We start from the raw sequence: 24,039 nt of genomic DNA on the forward strand, positions 1-24,039 counted from the left end.
CGGCAACTTTCGACTGGCTGGTCAAAAGGCAGAATGCTATCGCATCTGACCCTTTGACTTTTTATTCAATGTTGCTCTTCGTACTTGAATCCGCCAACGCAGATAAAGTGATCATTGCGATCAATGTATATCGAATTTATCTGCGTTTCTTCACGTTTTAGAGTTTGCTTTTGGTGCCAGCGTCTGCTGCGACAAGCTCAGTCACTATCTTGGCTGGCATCACCACAGACTGGCTGACAGCTACATTTGCTGCGTGAGGTAGATTTTGCATAGTAGCAGCATGCGGTACAAAAGGTGCCGAACTTGGCAACAAAGGTACCAGCAGCAGCGCCACGATATTAATAATTTTGATCAGAGGATTGATCGCGGGACCCGCTGTATCTTTGTAAGGATCACCGACCGTATCGCCCGTGACCGCTGCTTTATGCGCCTCTGAACCTTTGCCGCCATGATGTCCGTCTTCAATATATTTTTTAGCGTTGTCCCAGGCGCCACCACCAGTGGTCATAGAGATCGCGACAAACAGTCCTGTCACGATCGTGCCCATCAGCAAACCACCCAAGGCCGCTGGCCCGAGTAGCAAGCCCACCAGCACGGGCACGATGACTGGCAACAGCGACGGCACGATCATCTCTTTGATGGCCGAGGTCGTCAGCATATCGACAGCCTTGTCATATTCTGGCTTGCCAGTGCCATCCATGATGCCTTTGATCTCTTTAAACTGGCGGCGCACCTCTACCACCACAGCACCCGCTGCACGCCCTACTGCCTCCATCGCCATGGCACCAAACAAGTAAGGGATCAGGCCACCGATAAACAGGCCGACGATCACTTGTGGGTTCGATAAATCAAACGAGGTACTTTTACCGACCGAATCCAACGCATGAGTGTAATCAGCAAACAAGACCAGCGCTGCCAGACCAGCAGAACCGATTGCATAGCCTTTAGTAACTGCTTTAGTGGTATTGCCAACTGCATCTAATGGATCGGTAATTGCGCGCACTGATGCTGGCATCTCTGACATTTCGGCAATGCCGCCTGCGTTATCGGTGATTGGGCCATAAGCATCCAGCGCCACGATAATGCCTGCCATCGACAGCATAGAAGTCGCGGCAATCGCAATCCCATACAAACCCGCCAGCCAATAGGAGGCCAAAATCGCGGCGCAGACTGCCAGTACCGGGTAGGCAGTGGATTTCATCGAGACGCCAAGACCAGCAATGATATTGGTGCCATGCCCGGTAGTCGATGCCTGGGCGATATGTTTGACCGGGGCAAAATCAGTACCGGTGTAGTACTCGGTGATGTAGACCATTAAACCCGTCAGCACAATCCCGATCACGGTAGAGCCCATCATAGGCACACGCATATCTGCCGGCATGATCTGCCACGTTACAACAGCAAATCCGATCAGCGATAAACCCGCCGCCCACCACAAGCCCGTGTATAAAGCAGACATGATTTTTTTGCCAGGCTTGGCTTTGACCATAGAGCAGCCAACGATCGACGCCAGAATTGAGACAGCACCCAACATCAGCGGATAAATGATGGCCTCGCTAGTCGCATTGGGAACAATCAAGGCACCCAATAACATGGTGGCGATTAAGGTCACGACATAGGTTTCAAACAAATCGGCTGCCATGCCTGCGCAGTCGCCCACGTTGTCACCCACGTTGTCGGCAATCACGGCGGGATTACGGGGATCATCTTCCGGTATGCCCGCCTCTACCTTACCGACCAGATCAGCACCGACGTCGGCACCTTTGGTAAAAATACCGCCGCCAAGACGGGCAAAAATGGAGATCAGTGAAGCGCCAAACGCTAAACCGATGAGCGGTTTAAGTACATCATGCTGAGACAACACAAGCTCAGGGTGGCCTGCTGCGGAAACCACCAGCAACCAGTAAAACAAAGTGACGCCCAGCAAGCCCAGACCGACCACCAGCATGCCGGTAATTGCACCGCCTCTAAACGCGACATCCAAAGCCTCATTAATGCCCTTGGTTGCAGCTTGCGCCGTGCGGACGTTGGCACGTACCGAAACATTCATCCCGATAAAACCACATGCGCCAGATAACACAGCACCCACTAAAAACCCTGATGCCGTCATCAGACCCAAGCCGGGCGCAACCGCAATGGCGATAAACAATACCGCACCAACCATCGCAATGGTTCGGTATTGCCGGGCCAGATACGCTGCTGCACCCTGCTGTATTGCAGCAGCAATTTCTTGCATGCGAGGGTTGCCCGCATCTTGTTTCAAAATCCAGCTACGCGAGACCAGACCATAGGCCACGGCGACGATACCGCATGCAATGACGTACCATAAATTTGTAGACATATTGACTCCTCCAATTGTTATGGGCTTCTTTTGCATGGGCAGCGTCAACTACCAAGTGCAAAATTGCCCTATGTAATTATCGTAAGTTCGGTAAGTATCAAAAATAGAGAGTGGAACTGAAACTAAGACAGAGCAAAAACATGGAGCAAAACAGATCACAAAAAATCGTGATGAGATAAAACGGTGAAAAAGTAAAACAACGACAAATCTCACTTCTTAATGATGCTTGATACGTCATACGTGGCGCGTGATGCTGCGTAATGTGATCGGTGTCGGCATCAAAAAGTGATGGCTACAAGGTGCTGCAAAACTCAATCATTAGAGCTGAATCTTTAGAGCTGAATCCTTAGAACTGAATCCATACAACTTAGTCGTTACAACTTATCCGTGGCCCGTTTTTGGAGGAAAATTTGTCTGGGGGCGGTTGACAAGAAAAAAGCGGACAATCTTGTCCGCTTTTATTTATTCTGAGAGTGCGGCAAAGGCACTGTCTCTGATGGTTTCTACTGGTCCAATACCAACTATTTTGCGATACTTTGGCGCACCTGGCTGACCTGATTTTGCCCAGTCGCCGTAATAGCTGACAAGTACTTCAGTTTGTTCGTGATACACACTCAGACGTTTTTTGACAGTTTCTTCTTTGTCGTCATCACGCTGGATCAGTTCTTCACCAGTGACATCGTCACGGCCTTCTACTTTTGGCGCATTGTATTTGACATGATAAACACGGCCAGAACCCGGGTGCACACGGCGACCACTCATACGATCAATAATGGCATCGTCCGGTACTGCGATCTCTAAAACATAATCAATGATAACGCCAGCGTCTTTCATTGCATCAGCTTGCGGCGTGGTGCGTGGAAAACCATCAAATAAATAGCCATTAGCGCAATCAGATTCTTTCAGGCGATCTTTTACCAGACCGATGATGATGTCGTCCGATACCAAGCCACCCGCATCCATCACTGCTTTGGCAGCCAAGCCCAAAGGTGTGCCAGCCTTGACCGCGGCACGTAGCATGTCGCCAGTCGAAATTTGGGGAATATTGAATTTTTCCTTGATGTAATTGGCCTGCGTACCTTTACCGGCACCAGGCGCTCCTAACAAAATAAGACGCATGTTATTTCCTAAAGACGAGTTTGAATTTTTTGTATCCTGTTACATCCCAACCCGAGGTCGTGATGCCGTATTTTTTTGTACTGAAGAGATATTTGCCGTGCCTGTTATTTTTTAAGACTGAACCAAATCCCTTGCAGCAATGTTGCTGGATCGGTTTTGATTAAATCCTATTTTTATTCAAATGCAGCACTACTAATATCACAGTATCTTTTCACGAAACTTACCACAATTTTTTATATTATTGATGCTTTGCCATGAAATCAGCTGCGCAACGAAGTATTTTCATGCAATTCGCACATTTCGCCGACCAATTCTATCGATTCTGAAAACGCGATCAATTCTGTTATTGAACGCGAAACTGATCGATTTTTCGGCATCTCAATAGAATTGTCTTACCCGAATCAAATCCTCTGGCGTGTCCACACCGGGAGCAGGACTGGTGTCTGTAACATGAACCGCAATCGCATGACCGTTCCATAAGACCCGCAGTTGTTCTAAGGCCTCAATTTGTTCAAGCGGAGAAACTTCCAGATTGGGATAAGCCAAAAGAAAATCATTGCGGTATGCATACAAGCCAATGTGTCGCAAAGGCGCGTAACCGGTCGGCAATACATCGCGATTCAGAGCAAAAGCATCACGATGCCAAGGGATCGTTGCACGCGAAAACATCAGCGCTCGACCAAACTTATCCAGCACAACTTTCACGACATTGGGATTAAACACGTCCTCCACGTCATGCAAAGGATGCGCGGCGGTTGCCATGGGGACTTGCGTAGTAACAAGCGCGGCAGTCGCCGCAATCAAAGCCGGGTCGATCAAAGGCTCATCGCCTTGCACGTTGACTACGACTGCATCCGCCGCCAAGCCCAACAATGCTGATACTTCAGCGATCCTGTCAGTGCCAGAGGGATGATCGCTGCGGGTCATACAAGCTGGTATGCCATGCTCACGGCAAGCAGCCAGAATGTCAGCATGATCGGTCGCCACCATAATTTGCGACGCGCCGGACAGCATGGCACGCTCAGCGGTACGTACCACCATGGGCTTACCGCCCAGATCTGCCAGAGGTTTATTAGGTAAGCGGCTGGAAGCTAAACGTGCTGGAATAATGACACTAAAACTCATTTTACAAGCCCGTTCAGGCAGGTGGAAAAGCAGGCAACTGACGCGCCTGATCTACCCACATGATAGGAATATCGTCACGGATAGGGAAAGCCAGTTTGTCTGCATTGCAGATCAATTCTTTTGCTGGCTTGTCGTACACCAGCGGGCCTTTGCACAAAGGGCAAACCAAGACATCAAGCAAGCGTGCGTCCATGTTGTTTCTCCGAAATCAGTTCAATTATATTGGTTACAAAAGCAGCATCGAGTTGCGCATCGACTGGCACTACCCAGAGTCGGGCATCTTGTTGCAATGCAGGGATTTGCCGACATTTTACTGCATCCTTTTCTGTCATCAGGATGATGTCGGCATCTATCTGCGCAAAACTTGTCCCAGTGAACGAATGGTGATCAGGCAAAGCCAGCGTCGCGCATTCCACGCCAACGATTTGCAGCATGTTAAAAAAACGCTGTGGATTGCCAATACCGGCAGCAGCGGTGATTTTCAGCTTGCTGGCGCTAAGGGCAAGCAAGCTTTGTTGATGCTCGATATTTCCAAGCTGATAAATTTGTCCTGGCACTAAGCGCATACGGACAAAGGATTCGCCGATGCCGGGAGGTGTCAATTCTGGCGGTGCATTTAACACCGTAACATCACGACGTCTTTGCACCGGCTCTCGCAAAGGCCCAGCAGGCAACATCCAGCCATTACCAGCACCACGTTGATCAAACAACACAATTTCAACATCTCTGGCGAGGGCGTAATGCTGTAAGCCGTCATCAGAAATGATTACATCCGTGGCCGGATGCAATTCCAGCAGCGTCTGCGCAGCCAACACACGCTGCCGTCCGACTACCACTGGGGATTGCGTGCGCAGGTGGATCAGCAAAGGCTCATCACCAATAATTTGCGCTAAGGAATCTGTTTTCACCTCGGTAATGCTGTCCGCTTGTGCGGCATAACCTCTGGAAATCACACCCGGCGTCCAACCAGCCGCTTTTAATTGTTGCACTAAAAAAATGACCAGCGGCGTTTTACCGGTACCACCGACAAAAATATTACCGACCACGACCACAGGCACTGCCAGACATGTTTGCGGTTTGTAGCCCATCATGATCAGACCAAAACGAAAACTCACCAGCATCTGGAACAATTTAGCCATCGGCCATAGCAAACAGGCGAGCAAACCACGCCGCAGCCAGGCGCGCATCAAAACGGCTTCGAGCATTGAACGCAAGGAAAGTACTCCAGAGAAATAAGCAATCAGCTTGCAGCAAGAGCGCGCAAATACATCTACAACATACTCCCAACCAGTACCAAGTTCATAAAGGAGATTGTCCAGATATTCTTTGGACAACTGAGCATCTCATTAAGATACTCCCCTTTTTTGACATCAATATACGGCTAAAATAGTACTGGAGCTTGATGACGCGGATTAACTACTGTTTGATTATTTGGACTTAGCAGACGCCTGCGCGGCAAAAGTAACTTTCGCTAAACCAGCGATCCTGGCAGCCTCTAATACGTCCACCACTGATTGATGGGTAGTAGCCCGGTCAGCATTGATGATGATTACTGGATCAACTTTGGTACCGGTTTTACCTACATCCATCGCCGTGACTACTTGTTTTAAATCTTCTGCCAATGTCGCCGTATCCAAAAACGAGACTGGCTGATTATTGATTTTGTAGCGACCTTGGGCATCAATCCCGATATCGATCTGATTCGGCTTGTCTTGCGCTTTTTCTGCATCTGCCGTCGGCAAGGTGATTTGCAATTCTGTAAAACGGCTATATGTCGTCGTGACCATCAAAAAAATCAAAATCACCAGCAACACGTCGATGAAAGGGATCAAATTGATTTCGGGGTCTTCTCGCCCCTGACCTTTGCGGAAATTCATTATTTTCTCGCGCTGTGTACGGTATCGACAAATTTCACCGCCTGCTGCTCCATATCGACCACCAAGCTATCCACCAGTGCGCGGAAATGCCGATAAAAAATCAAGGCGGGCATCGCAATCATCAGGCCAAAACCGGTGTTGTACAAAGCTACCGAAATACCATGCGCTAATTGGGCTGGATTGGCGCCGGAGGCATTTTGTGAGCCAAAAATCTCGATCATCCCGACGACTGTACCGAACAAGCCCATCAACGGCGCCAGCGATGCAATGGTGCCCAGCGTCGTCAAAAAACGCTCCAATTCATGCGCTACGCCACGACCAGCTTCTTCAATGGACTCTTTCATGACTTCACGGGGCGCATTGACGTTACGCAAACCGGCGGCCAGGACCTTGCCCAAAGGAGAATTATTAGCCAACTGATCAATCACCTCCTGCTTGATTTTGCCAGCGTGATACACGCGGATCACCTCATCCAGCAAGGTGCGCGGCAAAATACGCTGACGGCGCAGGGACAAAGTACGTTCGATAATTAATGCCAGCGCGATAATCGACGCGACTAACAAAAGGTAAATAGGCCAGCCAGCCGCTTGAATAATGGCAAACAAAAGTGACTCCTTAGTCCGGAATTTGTAATGTGTGAAGGGAAAGCATCTAACCCCGCAATGTAGCGCGTTGTCTGCTTACGAGCAAGTATCGCTGCATGATCATTCGAATTTAATTTCTACATCTACAACAATGTTACTCAAGGCAACTTAGGAAATTCTCCCGTTTCAAATTGCCTATCAAGCATTCTCACTTGTCTCTACCTAAACGACCAACGCTTATGTCCGATATAACTGGTAAATACAGGAATAATTACTCCTACGGCATGAGCAATCTCTTTGGTATAGCTTGCTACTCCGACCCAAGGCAAAAAGTGATATGCCAAAAATATACTTATGAACCAAGTTTGCATTATAGCGACGAGATTAACCAATAAAAAAAATAAAGCGGAACTATAGATTGACCGCTGACTTTCCCTAAACACAAACAATTTAGCCAACACAAAAGCAGTTAACATACCCGTAATGTAAGCGAGAATCACCGCAGCAGAGAATCCCATCCATAGGTTGAAAAAAATACGAGAACCGAAATTGATAGCGGCAGAAGTACCGCCAGTTAGCAAAAAAATCAGAAACTGACGAGACGTGAATTGCCGCAGGTGGAACTTCACGCGATGACATTTCTAGCTAATTTCCGACCAAAGTCAATACTCTCGGAAATACCTCGATCTTCAGGGTAGTAGTAGGATGTATCTGCTACCCACAAGCCCTTGACCGGCAAAGCGACGGGCGGCAATTTATCAAGGTAACCTGGATCGCAAATCGGTTGAGCATAACGATAACGGCTAGCACGAATATCGATAAAATCATCATCACTCAAAGCAAGATTAATCTTCTTCAGGTAGCGCCGCACTTTATCCAGAAACATTTGGTCAGGCTCACTGAATTTCGGATGCTCACCTGGCATATAGAAAGGTACGTACACGATATGATGCTCCAGTGGGCGCAGATTAGAGTACTCCACCAATCCGGGGATATCCATATCAGGATCGTTGATATTCAGCCAGAAATTTTCTGTCAAGGCTTTACGTAGCTTAACAATTACGCAGACTACGGCAATATTATTCTTCGCTTTGAATTGTGCCAATATCTCATGCGGCAAATCCGGCATAATACGGGATACGTAAGGTAAAGGAATCGTACTAATGACTTTATCGAAAGCTAATATATTGCCAGCCACTTCAACGCCACGAATTACTCCATCTTGCATCACGACTTTACTTACTGGAGATTGCAATCGTATTTCGCCACCACGCGCCATAATATCTGACCGCATGGCCTGCAACAATGTATCCGAACCGCCTTCGAGATAGCCAAGCCTTTCTTTGAAAAGACTGTAGCGTGAGCGTCCAATACGACGAATGCGACTCCAAATCCATGCCGCAGAGAGATTACTGGTGTAATCATAAAATTTATAATCGAACAGACGACGCCACAATACCTCATAAGCTTCCGCGCCGACCCAGCGTTTGATCCAACCGATAGCTTCTACGTGGTCTAAAGACTTCCAATCATTGCGCTTGGTCGATAAAAAAGCATGTAAACCATAGCGAAACTTCGCTACAAAACTCAAACCGCGAAACTTGAGCAAGGCAATCGGGTTACCCCAAGCCTGCAGTTCCCCCCTGTACCAATATCCCATCTTGGTCGCGACCCAATGCATTTTATCGCGCAACCCCAACTCATCCAGCATGGCCAAAAAGGCGTGATCCGAGATACAGTGAAAGTGGTAATAACGCTCAATCGATAAACCGGAAAAATCGAAAGGTGCGGCCATTCCGCCCACTCTGTCGTCGGCCTCAAAAACGATGGGATGATGTCCATCCCGCGCTAATTGATAGGCGACTGCCAGCCCCATTGGCCCGGCACCTAAGACGGCAATGCGTTGCTCCATATTAAAACTCCAGAATGACTTTGCCGTAGGCAGGGTGGTTGAAAGTTTCATCGATCGCCCTGGCAAACGGCGTGCAAGACACACCGAAAATTCTTGGCCAATCGATCACTTCAAACGCATCTCTCGCGCACAAGGCAGCAAGTTGTTGCGTGGTGAAAGGAGGGGTTTTATCAAACAAACCCCAGGCCCATAGCAAAGCATAAAACAGGCGATACGGTATTTTGATAATCAAGGCGGATGCGCCGGTGGCACGCTTGATCTGGCGAATAATATCGATGTAATCGACTTCCTCATGACCTGAAATATTATAGATGCCATTGAGCGCCGGATTCTCTATACAACTGATGATCACATTGCAGAAATCGCCGACATACAAGGGTTGGCGCATGTAGCGTCCATGTCCCGGCACGGGGAACAAAGGCACCTTATTCATAAAGCGCGACAACCAGCCAAGATGCTTGCGATCAAACCAACCGAACATCAGGGTCGGGCGCAGGATAGGACATACAATTCCACTTTCCAGTACCATGCGTTCCTGAATCTTCTTGGTATTGGTATAGAAATCGTCCGCGATAGATTCCACCACTGAAGAACTGATCGCGATCAATCGCGGCACCTGATGCGCCTCGACGGCATCCAGAATCAATTGGGACGCATCTACATTATTGCGTACAAATTCCTGGTAATCATTGCCGCCAATTTGCGCTTGCAACATCACTACAACATCAGCGCCGATAAAGTGGCGCTGCCAGACGCCCGGTTCGGCAAGATCAGCATATTCAGCGGCTACGTCCGGTTGAACCTGCATCAGGATCTCCAGATTTGCGCGATGTTTATCAAGCACAACGATGTTACTGTAACCATTGGCTTTAAGGCGTGCCAACAGGTTTTGACCAACTAGACCCGCACCACCTGCAAGGATAATTTTTGACAATATCGTATTTTTCTTATCCATACTTCTTATTCTTTCACTATCTTTACGAATGATTTTTTCTTCATCCAAGACAAATCATCATATTCTCTGCTCAAAATCTTAAATCCAAGCAATAGGAAATCTTAATTACTAAAGCGAGATGCGCCGAATATCTCCAGCCGCCTCCTTTACTAGCCATTCATTATTTTTACGGGAATTCTGAATTGCCTACACATTTTCATTTTTCCATCTTGTTTGATTGCAAGACCCAAATCATATCTTCCGTTGAGTTTGGCAATATCCGCATCGATGATATATCCAGCATCCGACAATTTTGGATTCCTGAAATAATTGCCTAAATCAGGGCGCGGATTGACTTGCGCTCTGATGTACAACGGAATTCCTTTCATGTCGGTCAACACAATATAGACGTCTTCTGCAAGAATGCCTTTTTCCACTGAAAGTGCAATCCATCCATTCACCGTCAGTTTTTTCGATGCAGAGAAATTTTCTGGTGCAGGAGCGACTCCATTGACTTCATCGATAGATCCTTGGCATATCTCAGCCGTGTTAACTTCCGGACGCTGAAATACATCCATACGCTCCAACTTTGTCGTATCGGCAAAAGCCGCCCTCCTCGCCGAACTGAAGCGGATAGTCAATTCGTTTTTCCAAAGCACGGCGGCAAACTTGGGCTCGATTCTGAAAGACTTCACCTGCTTTGCGTCCAGAAGACTATTGAAATCGTAAAGCTTCACATATTCGTCTATGTTTTCAACCAATGGTGACAACACGAATCCCGTCTTGGTCATTCCTGACACGATCCTGAATTCCTTTTTTTCACCATTTTTCAATTCCACAAACAATTGCAGTTGACTGGCCTTAAAAAGTAAATTTGCCAGACTCCCTAACAAGCTCGGTTCAATCTCGATTTCGGCAAAGATCGTTTGATCCGTTTCTGGCACCGTAATGTTTTGTCCGAGTTTAAATTGACCACTACTGATTTGAGTCAGTTGTGAGGCGCTAATTGGCAAATCGTTTTTTTTTAGAAATAAGAAATCACCCTGTATTTTTGTTGGATGATATTTCGTCATTAATATTGGCCAACTGGCACCGTCTTCTATTGATGGGAATCTGTTATCGATGGGTTCTATACTAAAGATAATATTATCCGGGGCCTGACTACCGAGAAGGTGTTGACGATTCATCTCAATCAACGCTGGAGTGTAGGCAGAGTAACTTTGTAGCACTGGCCTGGTAGACCAGTTGTTTCCAGAAGCGATCAAATACGATTGATTGAAGGAATAAATATCTGTGGTTCCTTTTAAAACCGGGAAATTCGCCTTCGCCCTTAACAACGTCAATGCATCGTCATAATCAGATTGCAGCCAACCTTTATCTTTGATGCGGTGACGGATGCCTTGCCAGGCCGACGACGTAGCGGCATCGATGGTTCTTTTCATTCCTTCGGTTGATGTTTTGAAATAACTACTATCGATATAAGCCCAAGACAATATCACCAGAGCTAGTACAGGAAGTGATCTGGGTCTGTGCTGTACCAATGCGAGCAAGGCATAACTAATCAAGAGAGAGGTGCCTGAAATAACGGAGTGACCATCGTGCCGAATAAAACCTGCCTTAAATGAAATAAACAGGAATAAAGAAAACACCAGAACTAAGAAAATTTTTTCGTCCGGCTTGCGTTCCTTTTCACTCACAATAAGCCACACCAATCCGGTTGCCGCGAATAAAAACAAAATAATTTCCGCTATATTTCCACTCGATGCCATCGCTTCGGTATAGCCGGAAACGATAGGAATCATGTTGATCAGATAAACAGGCAAATCAAATATGTGCTGCCCCGAAATAAGCCAAAAAAAGAGCATCGACAGAATCGGTCCGAGCACAACAACAACAGCCAGTTGATAGGCTTTTCTGAGGACAAACGCTGCGCAGCATAATACGGAAACTGCAGCACACAATATTAGGATGCTCCCCTTAACCAGAGGCAGTAATCCGAGCGGAGAAAACAATAAAGCTAACAAAAATGATGGGTAAAGATTTTTGGTGGGTAATTCTTTTTCTGAAAAAAATACTTTAAAACAAACCATACTAATCACCATGGGAATACAAAGTAAAAAAGAGTCCCTGATGTACATAAGCAAACCCAGCATGAGATTAAAAATAAAGATTCGCTGCCACGCGACATATTTCAGTAAAAAAATCAAACAGAACCCGAGAGATAATGCCAAATAGAGACTGCCATAGAGCATCATCTGGTCTGTCGAAGGGTGATATACCTTTGTGTAAATTGCTGCGTAGGGGCCAAACGTAAACACGACCTCACGCCCAAAAGCCAATCCAATTCGGCTGGCCTCGTTCATACCAAAACGCCAGGACGGATCAAGTCCCTCTTCCGGCATGATAGGAATAAATGGAACGAATGTGACGATAACCGTTACAAGGATAAACAGGCTTAATAAAATTTTCCAAAATCTTTCGAAAATTCTCGACTGGGAAGCAATATGAGGATTGATCTGAGTGAACATCAAACTACCTAAAATATTTAAAAAAAACACCAGAATACATTTCAGGAATTTTTATATGTCCATCTTGTTAAAAATCGCATTTGGTAAATTTCGAACGATGAGCATAATCAGCGCCCATTTTCCTGGTGCATATACAACGGCTTTTCCGCTCTCGATGCCTGCGGTTACTGCTTTTGAGACATCTTCTACCCTAGCTAGTTTTCCGCCTTGCTGTCTCAAATGCGCAGTCATTGGTGTGTCCGTAGGGCCCGGTTTGATTAAAGTCACCTGGACCTTGCTTGATGCCAAACGATGTTGTAAGCCCTGCGCATATTTTTCGACCAATCCTTTGGCAGAGCCATAGACATAATTGGACTTGCGACCTCTATCACCTGCCACCGAGCCGATGATGCCAAGCTGTCCATGATTATCTGCTTGCATGCGGCTGGCAAAGGCTTCAGCGAACAGAACGGGAGAAATACCGTTAATCGTCAGTGCCTCATAGTTTGCAACAAGGTCTTGCTGACAAATTATCTGGTCGGGTAACGAACCATGCGCAATCAAGGCGATATCGATGCGCCCCCCAGATTGGATACTTTCCACAGTTTGGCTAATCAATTTGGGATCGTTAAAATTGATTGAGATGACGCGGATACGGCTCTGCGGACTACGCACCTGCAAGTCAGCCGCAACTCTTTCCATCTTTGCTATGTCCCTGCCAACCAATGTCAGGTCCACCGTAGCGTTAGCTACCCAAAAACGGGCACAATATTCTGCGATGGCGGACGTGCCTCCGACGATGACAATTTTTTTCTGCAACTCTGACATGACTACGTTCCAATCAAGCGACGAGACATCGCAGAACTGATGCCCGGGTCGCGGTAATGTAAAAAATCGGGAAGGCGTGGGTAACCTGTTTCGAATAAATCCCGAGGCATACGGGCATCCTTGGCGGGATAGATACGGCCTTTTGCTTCTCGGACAATCGCATCCAGACGGTCAAAGAGTTTAAGCGTGCGCTCGCCACGATTCGGGAAATCCAGCGCTAGTGTCACGCCGTGTTGCGGGAAGCTCAACATACCTTTGGGTTCGCGATTACCGAAGGTCTTCAGAACCGCCAGGAAGGAACCCTCGCCAGAGCGTCCGATTTCTATCAGCATGGCTTGTGTGGCATCGAAACCCACTGCGCGCGGAATGACACTTTGGTATTGAAAAAAACCTCTGGGTCCGTACATACGGTTCCACGCCAACAAATTATCGAGTGGATAAAAAAAAGATTCGTAATGCATGATGCTATTGCCTGCCTGTGCCTTTTTCAAATAATAATATGCATTATTGAACGGCCGCAGCGTAAGTCTATTCACCAAGGAAACTGGTGGCACAAAGGGCATGGTTTGTTGCCGGTCGGATGGCAGAGGTCTTTGAGCCGCGTCGACTGAATTGGCGCGCATGAATAAACCTCGACCACCAGAACCTGCCAGACAATCGATCCATGAAACGGTGTGCTCCCAGCGTGCGTCGGAGTCGTCTGATAATTGAAAAAACTGAGTCAGATCGTTGTAGGCAATAGTTTCCGTTTCCAGCCATGGGCCAAGTGACGGTGCCAATTGCAGCTCAACTTCAACGATGACACCCGTCAGACCCAGACCGCCGACGGTTGCCGCAAACCAGGCAGATAACAGGTGCGGTCCGCATTCAATGATGCTGCCATCGGTTCGTACCAGCTTTATCCAGCGGAGATGGTCGCCAAACGAGCCGGCGACGTGATGATTTTTCCCGTGCACATCGTTTGCAATTGCCCCACCTACAGTGACAATTTGCGTTCCTGGTGTGACCGGCAACCTCCAACCTCTGGGAATCATCATTCTTTGAATATCGCGCAGTAAAACCCCTGCTTCGCAATGTAAGCGTCCTGTCGTTTGGTCAAAACGGATAAAGCGGTTGAGACCTGAAGTATTCCATAACAGACCATCTGGATTCAGACAAACGTCTCCATAGCTGCGGCCCATACCAAAGGCAATGCTTGGCCTTGAACCGCGAATTTGTTCTTTGACTTGAGCGCGATCTGCAAGAGCAACGACTTCATGCTCCCAGAGACCGAGTCGTCCCCATGAAGAAACTGCTACCATGTCCATCCAATAGTACTCCCGGCGAGGACTGCCGCAAATAGCAGCCCAGCGAACAAGCTAGCCTTGTCCTTGACTGCAAAGACTAGTGGGTCATCATGCATTTCGCCACGATGGGCACTCATCCACATCCAGCTCACCCAAAATAATAATACGGGCACTGCTCCCCACACTAATTCGGGCTTCTTGTATAGCTTCAACACTACATCACTATTTAAATACAGCGCTAACACTAACACTGATGCGTAACCAGAAGTAACTCCTAAAATCTGAACCAAAGATGCATCTGATGTGTAATATCCGCGACCATGGACTTTTTGTTTGCCATTCAACAATTGCACCTGCAATTCCGCGTAACGTTTAACGTACGCGAGCGATAAAAATAGGAATACGGAAAATGCCAACAACCAGAACGATAAAAGCATACCCACGGCGGCGGCACCCGCCACAATCCTCAATGTATACAATAGTGCCAACGTGAGGCAGTCTATTAACATTAGTCTTTTTAGCCCCCATGAATAAGCACAAGTTAGTACAAAGTAAAATAAGAGCCAAGAACAAAAAGCAGCGGACACATTTTTTGCAAAAATCAAACTGATACACAATAATATTGGCGCTAGTATGGTGCCCTTCCATGCGGGTACCAATCCGGACGCGAAAGGACGCTTGCACTTATGCGGATGCTGCCGATCACTCTCGAGATCCAACAAATCGTTGGTAATATATACACATGAAGCGCATAAACTAAAAGCAAAAAAAGCCAGTATCAATCCCCCCCAGCTTTGCAAGTTACTAAACTGATGCGCAGCAAATAGCGGAACAAATAATAATAAATTCTTTAACCATTGATGCACTCGCAGCACCTTGCGCCAAGCTGTCAACCCAAAAGTCTTTTCCGGAAATACGCACTCTACGTCAAGCTCAGATTTTACTTTTTTCAACAGGGTAGCGGGGGCATTAACCACAATGGCCTTACGTGCACTTTGCCACACCACAATATCAGCTTGCGAATTGCCTGCGTAATCAAAACCGCGACGCCCAAACCTTTGCTCTAAGCGCAAGACTTTGTCCCTTCCGGCCATATTGATGATGCCGTCACTCGCGATCACGTCATCGAAAATACCGAGATGAACTGCAATAGCTTCTGCAATCGACCGGTCAGAGGCCGTGCATAGAATGAGCTTACGGCCTGAGGCTTTTTGATCTCTTAACCATTCTAGCAAATCAAGGTTGTACGGTAACAAACTTGCATCGAAGTCCACAAGGTTTGCAAGGTGGCGCTTCAATGATGCCTTGCCTTGAGATAACCAATATGGGATACGCAACACTTGCAAAGGATTATCTCGCAAAACACACAACGCAGACTCATGAAGCATATCTGTGTGAATCAGTGTGCCATCAAGATCAACTACTAACGGACAAAATTTCAAACTACATTTCCCAAATTAAATTTAATTATTAATTAATAGTATTTGACAATAAAAATACAAATCAGCTTCCTAAAACACAACATCCTATCTGATATTGGATTATCAATAAACGTTAAGAGAGCTGAAATGCGTATTTAAAAGAAACAGCAAAATAATAAAAGTGGTGAAGTTTTGCACAAATTCTGTGTGCAAGATTGTGGATAACTCTGGGGTAGCTTGTTAAGCTTTTGATTTTAATCAGTTTTATCTTGCTGCTACAGAATTAAGCAGCGGCTTATCCACAATTTTGATAGCACAAGCAATCTCAAAACAAGATAAGTTCTGCACAGTTAATGTGGATAACATTGTGAACAAGGCAAGCAGATCGCTCTAAGTGGCTGATTTATAAGCTAATTAACTTGTTGCTTAATTAACGGGCAAATTGGTATTTTTGTGGGTAAACCACTTACTAATGCCCGGTTATCGTTGGTAAGCCGCAAATTCAGAGATCGTGCCTAGGTTCTACACATATTTTGTGGATAAGACTGTGAAGAAGCTTTGTGAATAATGCCAAGCCCATGATTTTTATAGCAATTCAGAACATGCCTTTAAATTGAGCAAATAGAAGAATAAGACCTTTTTTGCTTAAATTTTAAGCAAAACTGAATTTAGACATCTACTTATTCACAAGCAGCGGCTATTTCTGCACACATTTTGTGGATAAGATTGTGCACAAACCCGGTGATTGTCGCTAAGTCATTGTTTTCATTAAATATTAGCTTAGTGCAAATAAAATAGGCAGCAGATCAAGCTAATTGATGTCCAATCAAATCGTCATACTATTTTTGTATAACAAGATATAAGTGCCTGCTGATACTGTGGATAAGTTTGTGAACAAGATCAAGAAGCTTCGCTAAAGTCCTTGATTTATAAGGATTTTCTTTTTTTCACCGCAATTTACTAAGAATAATATCCTTTTTAAAATCAATGACTTAAGAAAGACTCGGGAAATATTTTTGACATCATTAACACTTAATGACATTCTGATGACCAACCCTTCCCTCTGTGGACAGCTTTTGACTTGCTCGGCTTTATGAATCCAGAATCCCGTACTGAAACTCCAATATTGACGCCATCTGTAATCACAGTATCGGCGCTAAACCAAGCAGTTGCGCAATTATTAGAACGAAACATCCCATTGACGTGGGTTTCCGGCGAAATATCTAATTTCACCCGCGCCACCTCTGGACATTGGTACTTCACGCTAAAAGACGCGCAGGCACAAGTGCGGGCAGTCATGTTCCGTGGCCGCTCGCAATACGCAGACTTTATGCCGCGCGAGGGCGATAAAGTTGAAGTCCGCGCATTGGTCGGGTTGTATGCCCCGCGCGGCGATTATCAAATAAATGTAGAAGCAATCCGTCGCGCCGGCGTGGGTAATCTATACGAAGCTTTTTTGCAGTTAAAAGCACAACTGGCAAAAGAAGGTCTGTTTGATCCAGAGCGTAAGCGCCCTATTCCGCATTTTGTTAAAACGATAGGGATTGTCAGTAGTCCGCAAGCGGCGGCATTGCGCGATGTGTTGACCACGCTGCAACGACGCGCGCCGCATGTCAACGTCATCCTTTACCCTACACCAGTGCAAGGCGAAGGTGCTGCAAATAAAATTGCGCAAGCAATTGCTACCGCCTCGGCGCGTGAAGAATGTGATGTGCTGCTGGTCTGCCGCGGCGGCGGAAGTATTGAGGACTTATGGGCATTTAATGAAGAAATCGTGGCGCGAACAATCAGCCATTGCGCGATGCCTGTAATCAGCGGCGTGGGCCATGAAACTGACTTCACCATTGCCGATTTTGCCGCCGATGTACGTGCGGCTACTCCTACGGCAGCGGCTGAATTAGCGGCAGCACCGCGTGAAGACTGGCTAGAAACGCTGCTGCAATACCGCATCCATCTGCATAGGGGAATGCAAAGACAACTGGCGAATCAAAACCAGAATGTCGATTGGCTGACACGGCGTTTACTGAGTCCGATCAACGCCATCAAAGCAAAAAAATTAGCTCTCGAAAGTGCTGTGCAACGTCTCAAATTTGCCAGCGCAATCCCACGCCAACAGGCGCATGCCAACTTGCATCAATTACGAACCCGGCTTCAAGGAAATCGGCCAGACATGCAGGCATATCGTACCAATTTGCAAGAATCACAACGAAGGTTGAGCACTACTTTTAAACATCAGACGGATACTCAAAGAGTAGCGCTGGCGGGCTTAAAAGCGCAGCTTGAAATGCTAAATCCACAAAGAACACTGGAGCGTGGCTACGCTATTTTGAGTGACCGTAAAGGCAAACTAATACGCTCTGGTAAGGACTTGCAGCCGAATAGCCAGATCGCAGTGCGATTGGCTGACGGGACGACTGAGATCAGCGTGAATGGTGTGCAACCTAGTCTGGATTAATTTTATTGAGCTGATTTATTTATACATCTCCAGCAAACCATATCGACAAAAAAAGGGATGCCAGCGGCATCCCCAAAGTACAGCGGCAAATGCACTTTTCAAATGCCGCCACTACATGATCATCAAATCGCACTTTTATTGCGACCATGATTGGTCGCAATATCTCTCGATTACATCGCTTTGTAAAAGTAATAATCTGCTTGATACTTGACCAACTTTTTAGCGCCAACATTAGCAGCAGCACAGCTATCTGATGGCGCAATGCCACCCATCGTATTTAGACGTTGGATATAGCTGATATCAGTCATCGCGCCATTACCCATAGATGGATTAGCTTTAACCAATTGCAAAGGAATCGCATTGGCTGCGCCCGGAGTCACCGCCAATTGCTTACCAGTGACTTTGCTACCGTCATTGGCTTCCCAAGTCGGGCCAGCATAATATTTGCCCACCGCTTTACCGCTTTGATCTGACAACACGGCAGTCGGTCCAGCAAACACCCACTCATAAGCACCTGGCATCGCTGCTTTTACGCGGCATTCGTATGTCAGGTCGCCAGCACCTACTGCCATCATGACTAGTTTATTGCCTGCTGGCACAGCAACTGCTGCAGGCGCATCCGGTGCTTTCATCATAGAGCTCATAGAACTGCAAGCCGCCAAAGAGGAGATGAGTGCCGCGCCGGATAATAAGCGTAAAGAAGTTTTCATAACATTTTCCTAATGGTTTGTATGCAAAATAGTAAATAAGGATACGTTTTCTGTTGATCTGCTCGTGATTTTGGCAGTCAGATAGAGATACGCAGCCAGATACCAATCGGTTTCAAATTCTTACAAATTCTTTACATATACTTACAAATCAAGTTTTAATGTTCTCCTTGGCAATTTTTTATGCGCATTCTTTGATGCACTATTGGCTACCTTATTGAACACCATATTGGGCACAATTTGCCCTCTCACCATCTGATTTGTTAACAATAAAATAGGAAGATGCAAGCTTGACGCGAAGCTATTACAATGGGGGTTTTCCCCCGAACCACGAACAACAAAGGATGCAAAATGGAACATACCCTACCGGCACTGCCCTATGCACTGGATGCACTCGCACCGCATATCTCTAAAGAGACTCTGGAATACCACTACGGTAAGCATCATCAGACGTATGTCACGAATTTAAATAATTTGATCAAAGGTACTGAATTTGAAAATGCTAGCCTGGAAGAAATCGTCAAAAAATCTTCTGCTGGTATCTTCAATAATTCCGCCCAAATCTGGAACCACACTTTCTACTGGAACGGCCTGAAGCCAAACGGCGGCGGCGCTCCAACCGGTGCATTAGCTGATGCAATCAATGCAAAATGGGGCTCCTTTGATGCCTTCAAAGAAGCCTTCACTAAATCCTGTATCGGTAATTTTGGTTCTAGCTGGACTTGGCTGGTCAAAAAAGCTGATGGCACATTAGATATCGTCAACACATCTAACGCGGCTACGCCATTGACTACGACAGACACACCATTAGTCACTTGTGATCTGTGGGAACACGCTTATTACATCGACTACCGCAATGCACGTCCTAAATATCTGGAAGCATTCTGGGCTTTGGTGAACTGGGATTTTGCGGCGGCTAATCTGGCTTAAAAAGCTAGCGTCAGTTTTCTGAGAAATGCATTGCTGATTAATCCAGCAATGTAGCAAATTCAGTTTAACTCTCGGCTCCAAAACAAAATGGCTACTCGCTTCGGCGGGTAGCCATTTTTTTCGTCTCTACTCGGCGTAATGATGAGTGTACCCATGTGCTTTTTATATCAATCCTACTCCGTCTCAACTGTTGCGCCTCGGCAAATTACATTTGTCCAAATATATTTTGCTATAATCGTTTTCAATTAACGTAGCAAAAGGTCAAAAAGACCTATCTACTTTCTTAAATGAAATACAACTCTTCTTGGAATAACAATACTTTACGCCGCCACTGCAGGACTGCATCAGCACCCAATATTGATCTGCGCAACCTGGCAAACACACACGGCAAATGACGTTGATCTTGAGCTTGAGCTTGCTCTACGCCGCTAACGACCAACACCGCTGCGTCTCTTCTATTGATGACGCGTCACGAATAACTAAGCACCAATCGCTGGCATTGCAGGTATTGCTTATGCATATCGTTTGCAAATCAACGACATCCTGCCTTTACACAAAGGATCGCTATGTTTTCATTTGAATATACATCTTATGATTTGACGCTCGCTGTTACTGTATTTTTGCTCACGTTGGTCGCCCTGCTGCTACTTAAAGCGTTTGCAACACACCAGCTTAAACGCTTAAAACTGAAAGAGCGATTACATTTTTTAGGCTATGTCGAACACATAGTAAAAGCGACCCGCTTACCGTTTTTAATCGGAATCTCCTTACTTGCAGGTATTAGTCAGCTCGATTTTCCGACCCGCATTGATCGCGGTTTGCATTTCGCCTGGATCATCATTCTTGTCACCCAAATTGCCTTATGGGGAACACGCATCATTAGTCTGATTGCCGATAACGCATTTTTACGACAAAGAGAAAACAATCCCGATGGTGCCACCCATTTAGTCTTGGCAGGAATGGTCGGTCGGATCATCTTGTGGATGATCGCCACCTTAATTATCTTGGACAATCTTGGATTCAACGTGTCCACTTTAGTCGCCAGTCTCGGTATAGGCGGTATTGCCGTGGCTCTGGCAGTCCAGAATATTCTGGGCGACATCTTTTCTTCTGTTTCTATTGCGCTCGACAAACCGTTTGTGATCGGCGACTTTATTGTGGTCGATAGCTACATGGGAACGGTCGAATATGTAGGCATGAAAACGACACGCTTGCGCAGCCTGAGCGGCGAACAAATTATTTTCTCGAACACCGAGTTGCTAAAAAACAGAATTCGTAATTACAAGCGCATGCAAGAACGACGCGTCGTATTTGAATTTGGGATTGTTTACGAAACCCCAATTGAGCAAATAGAACGAATTCCAGAAATCGCAAAAAAAATCGTCACGGGTCATCAGTTCAATATCCGGTTTGACCGCGCGCACTTCAAATCTTATGCAGACGGAGCACTACAATTTGAGGTGGTGTATTACGTGCTCGATCCAGACTACAACGCCTATATGGATATTCAGCAAGCCATCAATCTGGCGCTGTTGAAACAGCTCCGCTCTCTCGGTATCAGTTTTGCCTACCCAACCAGGACATTGCATGTCGTATCACCCGGCATGAATCACGACCCGAATCGCGACGTGAATCGTGACCCGATTCGTGACATAGACCACGGCGTTTTAAATCCAATTCCTTCTACGGTATAGAAAACCTCATAGAAAATTCCACATAAAGATCGACATAAAGGTCATTTGATGAAATTACGTTCACTAAAACTATCTTTTCGCTTCGTCGTTCCGCTGGCGTTGGTGTTGGCGATGTTTGCCTATATTGTCGTTCCATTGATGGATGATTTGACCGTACGTTGGTTTGTCCGTGATCTGGAAATTCGCTCGCAATCATTAGCCAATGCCTTACAAGATCCTTTACTCGAATACGTACCGGCAGGCGCTAAAAAACGGATCGATCAATTGTTTGATCGTGCCATTGACGATGAGCGTTTATATGCACTGGGCTTCTGCGATGACAATGGCAAATTGCTATACAAGACCAGAACTTATCCAGACTCTATCGGATGCAGAGATGGACTAAAGCCGCAAGGTCCGAATCGCTCACTCTTGCGCTTACCTCAAGGGACGGTACACATCTCTGAGCGCGAATTAATGCAAGACGGTACCCTCCTTGGCAAGCTCATCTTAGTACACGATATGAGCTTTATTGAGCGGCGTAGCGCAGATACAAAAAAATATGCCATCATTATTTTTGTCTTGTTAGCGATTGTGATTTCATTCATCACCGTACTGGTTGCTCACATCAGCTTTTTAGGTTGGATGAACAGTGTAAAAAGTATTTTGCGCGGTGAATTACTACCAAAAACAGGGTCAAGCAAAAAAGAAAAAACACCGTCAGAAATGCAACCCTTGATGGGCGACCTGCAATCCTTACTACATGAATATCGCCAGGAACGTCGCGGGCAAGAATCGCCTTCTCAATTATGGACACCGGACAAACTGAAGTCGCTACTACAAGTTGATTTGGCGGGCGATCAAGTGCTAGTGGTGTCTAACCGAGAACCATATATCCATACGGAGACGCCCAACGGCATCGTCGTTAAACGTCCGGCCAGTGGTCTGGTAACTGCGGTAGAGGCGGTAATGCGAGCCTGCTCGGGTACCTGGATTGCGCATGGTAGCGGATCTGGTGACAGGCAAACAGTTGATAGTAAAGATCATGTCAAAGTGCCGCCCAAAAACCCTAGCTACACCTTGCGGCGAGTCTGGTTAACAGAGCAGGAAGAAAAAGGGTATTACTACGGCTTTTCAAACGAAGGTTTATGGCCGCTATGCCACATCGCACACGTGCGACCGGTGTTTCGCTCATCTGATTGGGATCAGTATGTTGCAGTCAATCAGCGCTTTGCCGATGCAGTCATTCAGGAGGCCAGCAGGGACGACCCTGTTGTGCTGGTACAAGATTATCACCTCGCCTTATTGCCACGTATGGTGCGAGATGTTCTTCCTAAGGCGACCATTATTACCTTCTGGCATATACCTTGGCCCAACTCAGAATCGTTCGGCATTTGCCCTTGGCGTGAAGAGATCCTTGATGGATTATTGGGCAGTACGATTCTGGGATTTCATACCCCCTTCCATCGCAAAAATTTTCTGGAAACCGTCGATCGATATTTAGAAACACGAATAGAAACCGAAGCCTCTACCATCACATGCCGGGGCGAACTCACACAAGTTGAGAACTATCCGATTTCGATTGCATGGCCAGAAGACGATACCGCCGATATTCTGACGGTCGAAGAATCTCGTGCTGAAATCAGAAAACGACTATCGTTAGCACCCGATCAGTTGCTCGGCATCGGCGTTGACCGGCTCGACTATACCAAGGGTATTGTTGAACGCTTTGCAGCGGTAGAAAAAATGCTGGAAATGCATCCGGACCTCGTGGGCAAATTTACCTTCGTACAAATCGCGGCACCAAGCCGGTCTTCATTGGAGGAATACCAAAATTTTGAAACGAGGGTAAGAGCCTTGATGGATAAGATTAATCAACGGTTTTCTAGTGCTGATTACACACCGATTATCCTTAAAGCGGAGCATCACGAGCAGGACGAACTAACCACATATTACCGGGCTGCCGATGTCTGCATGGTCACGAGTTTGCATGATGGGATGAACCTCGTCGCCAAGGAGTTTGTCGCTGCCAGAACGGATGAACAAGGCGTCTTAATACTCAGCCAATTTACCGGTGCTGCCAGAGAACTACATGAAGCTCTGATCATCAATCCGTATCATATTGAGCAAGGCGCAGATGCACTCTACCGGGCGTTACGCATGCCAAAAATTGAGCAGAGAGAGCGGATGCGCAGCATGCGTGCTCTGGTTAAAGATTTTAATGTGTATCGCTGGGCGGGCCACATGCTGCTGGACGCCGCCCGCCTGCGTCAGCGCGAACGGGTAATGTCTAAAATCCACTCACATAGCCGCGCATCATTGCGCCGCGTTCAGTAAAGG

Annotated in this window: 19 protein-coding genes; 4 read left to right on the plus strand and 15 right to left on the minus strand. The window is 46.5% G+C overall.

Annotated elements, in window-relative coordinates; genetic code table 11:
• Window positions 1–157: 157 nt before the first annotated feature.
• The 14 genes from AAKU64_RS13295 to AAKU64_RS13360 all read right to left on the minus strand — a co-directional run bounded on the left by AAKU64_RS13295 (window position 158) and on the right by AAKU64_RS13360 (window position 15,955).
• Window positions 158–2,341, minus strand: coding sequence for a sodium-translocating pyrophosphatase (locus AAKU64_RS13295; protein WP_354362236.1), 2,184 nt, complete (start codon window positions 2,339–2,341; stop codon window positions 158–160).
• A gap of 462 nt (window positions 2,342–2,803) precedes the next feature.
• Complete coding sequence (gene adk, locus AAKU64_RS13300) at window positions 2,804–3,460, minus strand: adenylate kinase (RefSeq protein ID WP_354330414.1); 657 nt, start codon at window positions 3,458–3,460, stop codon at window positions 2,804–2,806.
• Window positions 3,461–3,838: 378 nt separating this feature from the next.
• On the minus strand, window positions 3,839–4,585 hold the full coding sequence (gene kdsB / locus AAKU64_RS13305) for a 3-deoxy-manno-octulosonate cytidylyltransferase (protein ID WP_354362237.1): 747 nt from the start codon (window positions 4,583–4,585) through the stop codon (window positions 3,839–3,841).
• A 13-nt stretch (window positions 4,586–4,598) separates the two neighbouring features.
• Window positions 4,599–4,778 carry a Trm112 family protein gene (locus tag AAKU64_RS13310; protein ID WP_354330417.1) on the minus strand — a complete coding sequence of 60 codons (180 nt, stop codon included), beginning with the start codon at window positions 4,776–4,778 and terminating at the stop codon, window positions 4,599–4,601.
• A complete protein-coding gene (gene lpxK / locus AAKU64_RS13315) occupies window positions 4,759–5,919 on the minus strand; it encodes a tetraacyldisaccharide 4'-kinase (protein WP_354330419.1) in 1,161 nt (386 codons plus the stop codon). Before lpxK ends, AAKU64_RS13310 begins: the two co-directional genes overlap by 20 nt.
• A 93-nt stretch (window positions 5,920–6,012) precedes the next feature.
• Complete coding sequence (locus tag AAKU64_RS13320) at window positions 6,013–6,462, minus strand: ExbD/TolR family protein (RefSeq protein WP_354330421.1); 450 nt, start codon at window positions 6,460–6,462, stop codon at window positions 6,013–6,015.
• A complete protein-coding gene (locus tag AAKU64_RS13325; RefSeq protein ID WP_354330423.1) occupies window positions 6,462–7,067 on the minus strand; it encodes a MotA/TolQ/ExbB proton channel family protein in 606 nt (201 codons plus the stop codon). The genes AAKU64_RS13320 and AAKU64_RS13325 overlap by 1 nt, the downstream gene beginning before the upstream one ends.
• A 197-nt stretch (window positions 7,068–7,264) precedes the next feature.
• Window positions 7,265–7,675: a GtrA family protein gene (locus tag AAKU64_RS13330; RefSeq protein ID WP_354330425.1), complete on the minus strand. Its 411-nt coding sequence runs from the start codon at window positions 7,673–7,675 to the stop codon at window positions 7,265–7,267.
• Window positions 7,672–9,009 (minus strand): NAD(P)/FAD-dependent oxidoreductase, encoded by a 1,338-nt coding sequence (locus tag AAKU64_RS13335; protein WP_354362238.1) that lies wholly within the window; start codon window positions 9,007–9,009, stop codon window positions 7,672–7,674. Before AAKU64_RS13335 ends, AAKU64_RS13330 begins: the two co-directional genes overlap by 4 nt.
• A complete protein-coding gene (locus AAKU64_RS13340) occupies window positions 8,960–9,913 on the minus strand; it encodes an NAD-dependent epimerase/dehydratase family protein (RefSeq protein ID WP_354330429.1) in 954 nt (317 codons plus the stop codon). Before AAKU64_RS13340 ends, AAKU64_RS13335 begins: the two co-directional genes overlap by 50 nt.
• A gap of 149 nt (window positions 9,914–10,062) precedes the next feature.
• Complete coding sequence (locus AAKU64_RS13345; protein ID WP_354330431.1) at window positions 10,063–12,420, minus strand: hypothetical protein; 2,358 nt, start codon at window positions 12,418–12,420, stop codon at window positions 10,063–10,065.
• Window positions 12,421–12,471: 51 nt separating this feature from the next.
• Window positions 12,472–13,227, minus strand: a complete 756-nt coding sequence (locus tag AAKU64_RS13350) for an SDR family NAD(P)-dependent oxidoreductase (RefSeq protein WP_354330433.1) — start codon at window positions 13,225–13,227, stop codon at window positions 12,472–12,474.
• Between the two features lie 2 nt (window positions 13,228–13,229).
• A complete protein-coding gene (locus AAKU64_RS13355) occupies window positions 13,230–14,534 on the minus strand; it encodes an FAD-binding oxidoreductase (RefSeq protein WP_354330435.1) in 1,305 nt (434 codons plus the stop codon).
• Complete coding sequence (locus AAKU64_RS13360; protein ID WP_354330437.1) at window positions 14,522–15,955, minus strand: UbiA family prenyltransferase; 1,434 nt, start codon at window positions 15,953–15,955, stop codon at window positions 14,522–14,524. The genes AAKU64_RS13355 and AAKU64_RS13360 overlap by 13 nt, the downstream gene beginning before the upstream one ends.
• Window positions 15,956–17,027: 1,072 nt before the next feature.
• Here AAKU64_RS13360 and xseA point away from each other — a divergent pair.
• Window positions 17,028–18,389, plus strand: a complete 1,362-nt coding sequence (gene xseA / locus AAKU64_RS13365; RefSeq protein WP_354333079.1) for an exodeoxyribonuclease VII large subunit — start codon at window positions 17,028–17,030, stop codon at window positions 18,387–18,389.
• 170 nt (window positions 18,390–18,559) lie between these two features.
• On the opposite strand, the gene AAKU64_RS13370 is transcribed toward xseA, so the two are convergent.
• Entirely contained in the window at window positions 18,560–19,099 is a 540-nt protein-coding gene (locus AAKU64_RS13370; RefSeq protein ID WP_322119535.1) for a DUF3455 domain-containing protein, read from the minus strand.
• Between the two features lie 348 nt (window positions 19,100–19,447).
• On the opposite strand from AAKU64_RS13370, the gene sodB reads away from it, so the two are divergent.
• The 3 genes from sodB to AAKU64_RS13385 all read left to right on the plus strand — a co-directional run bounded on the left by sodB (window position 19,448) and on the right by AAKU64_RS13385 (window position 24,036).
• The gene (gene sodB, locus AAKU64_RS13375) at window positions 19,448–20,026 is read left to right on the plus strand and encodes a superoxide dismutase [Fe] (protein ID WP_354333083.1); all 579 of its coding nucleotides are present in this window, start codon (window positions 19,448–19,450) and stop codon (window positions 20,024–20,026) included.
• A gap of 566 nt (window positions 20,027–20,592) precedes the next feature.
• Complete coding sequence (locus AAKU64_RS13380; protein WP_354333087.1) at window positions 20,593–21,720, plus strand: mechanosensitive ion channel family protein; 1,128 nt, start codon at window positions 20,593–20,595, stop codon at window positions 21,718–21,720.
• A 48-nt stretch (window positions 21,721–21,768) separates the two neighbouring features.
• Complete coding sequence (locus AAKU64_RS13385; RefSeq protein ID WP_354362239.1) at window positions 21,769–24,036, plus strand: alpha,alpha-trehalose-phosphate synthase (UDP-forming); 2,268 nt, start codon at window positions 21,769–21,771, stop codon at window positions 24,034–24,036.
• The last annotated feature ends 3 nt before the right edge of the window (window positions 24,037–24,039 follow it).

It is taken from the genome of Undibacterium sp. GrIS 1.8 (assembly GCF_040544445.1).
Lineage (GTDB): Bacteria > Pseudomonadota > Gammaproteobacteria > Burkholderiales > Burkholderiaceae_D > Undibacterium.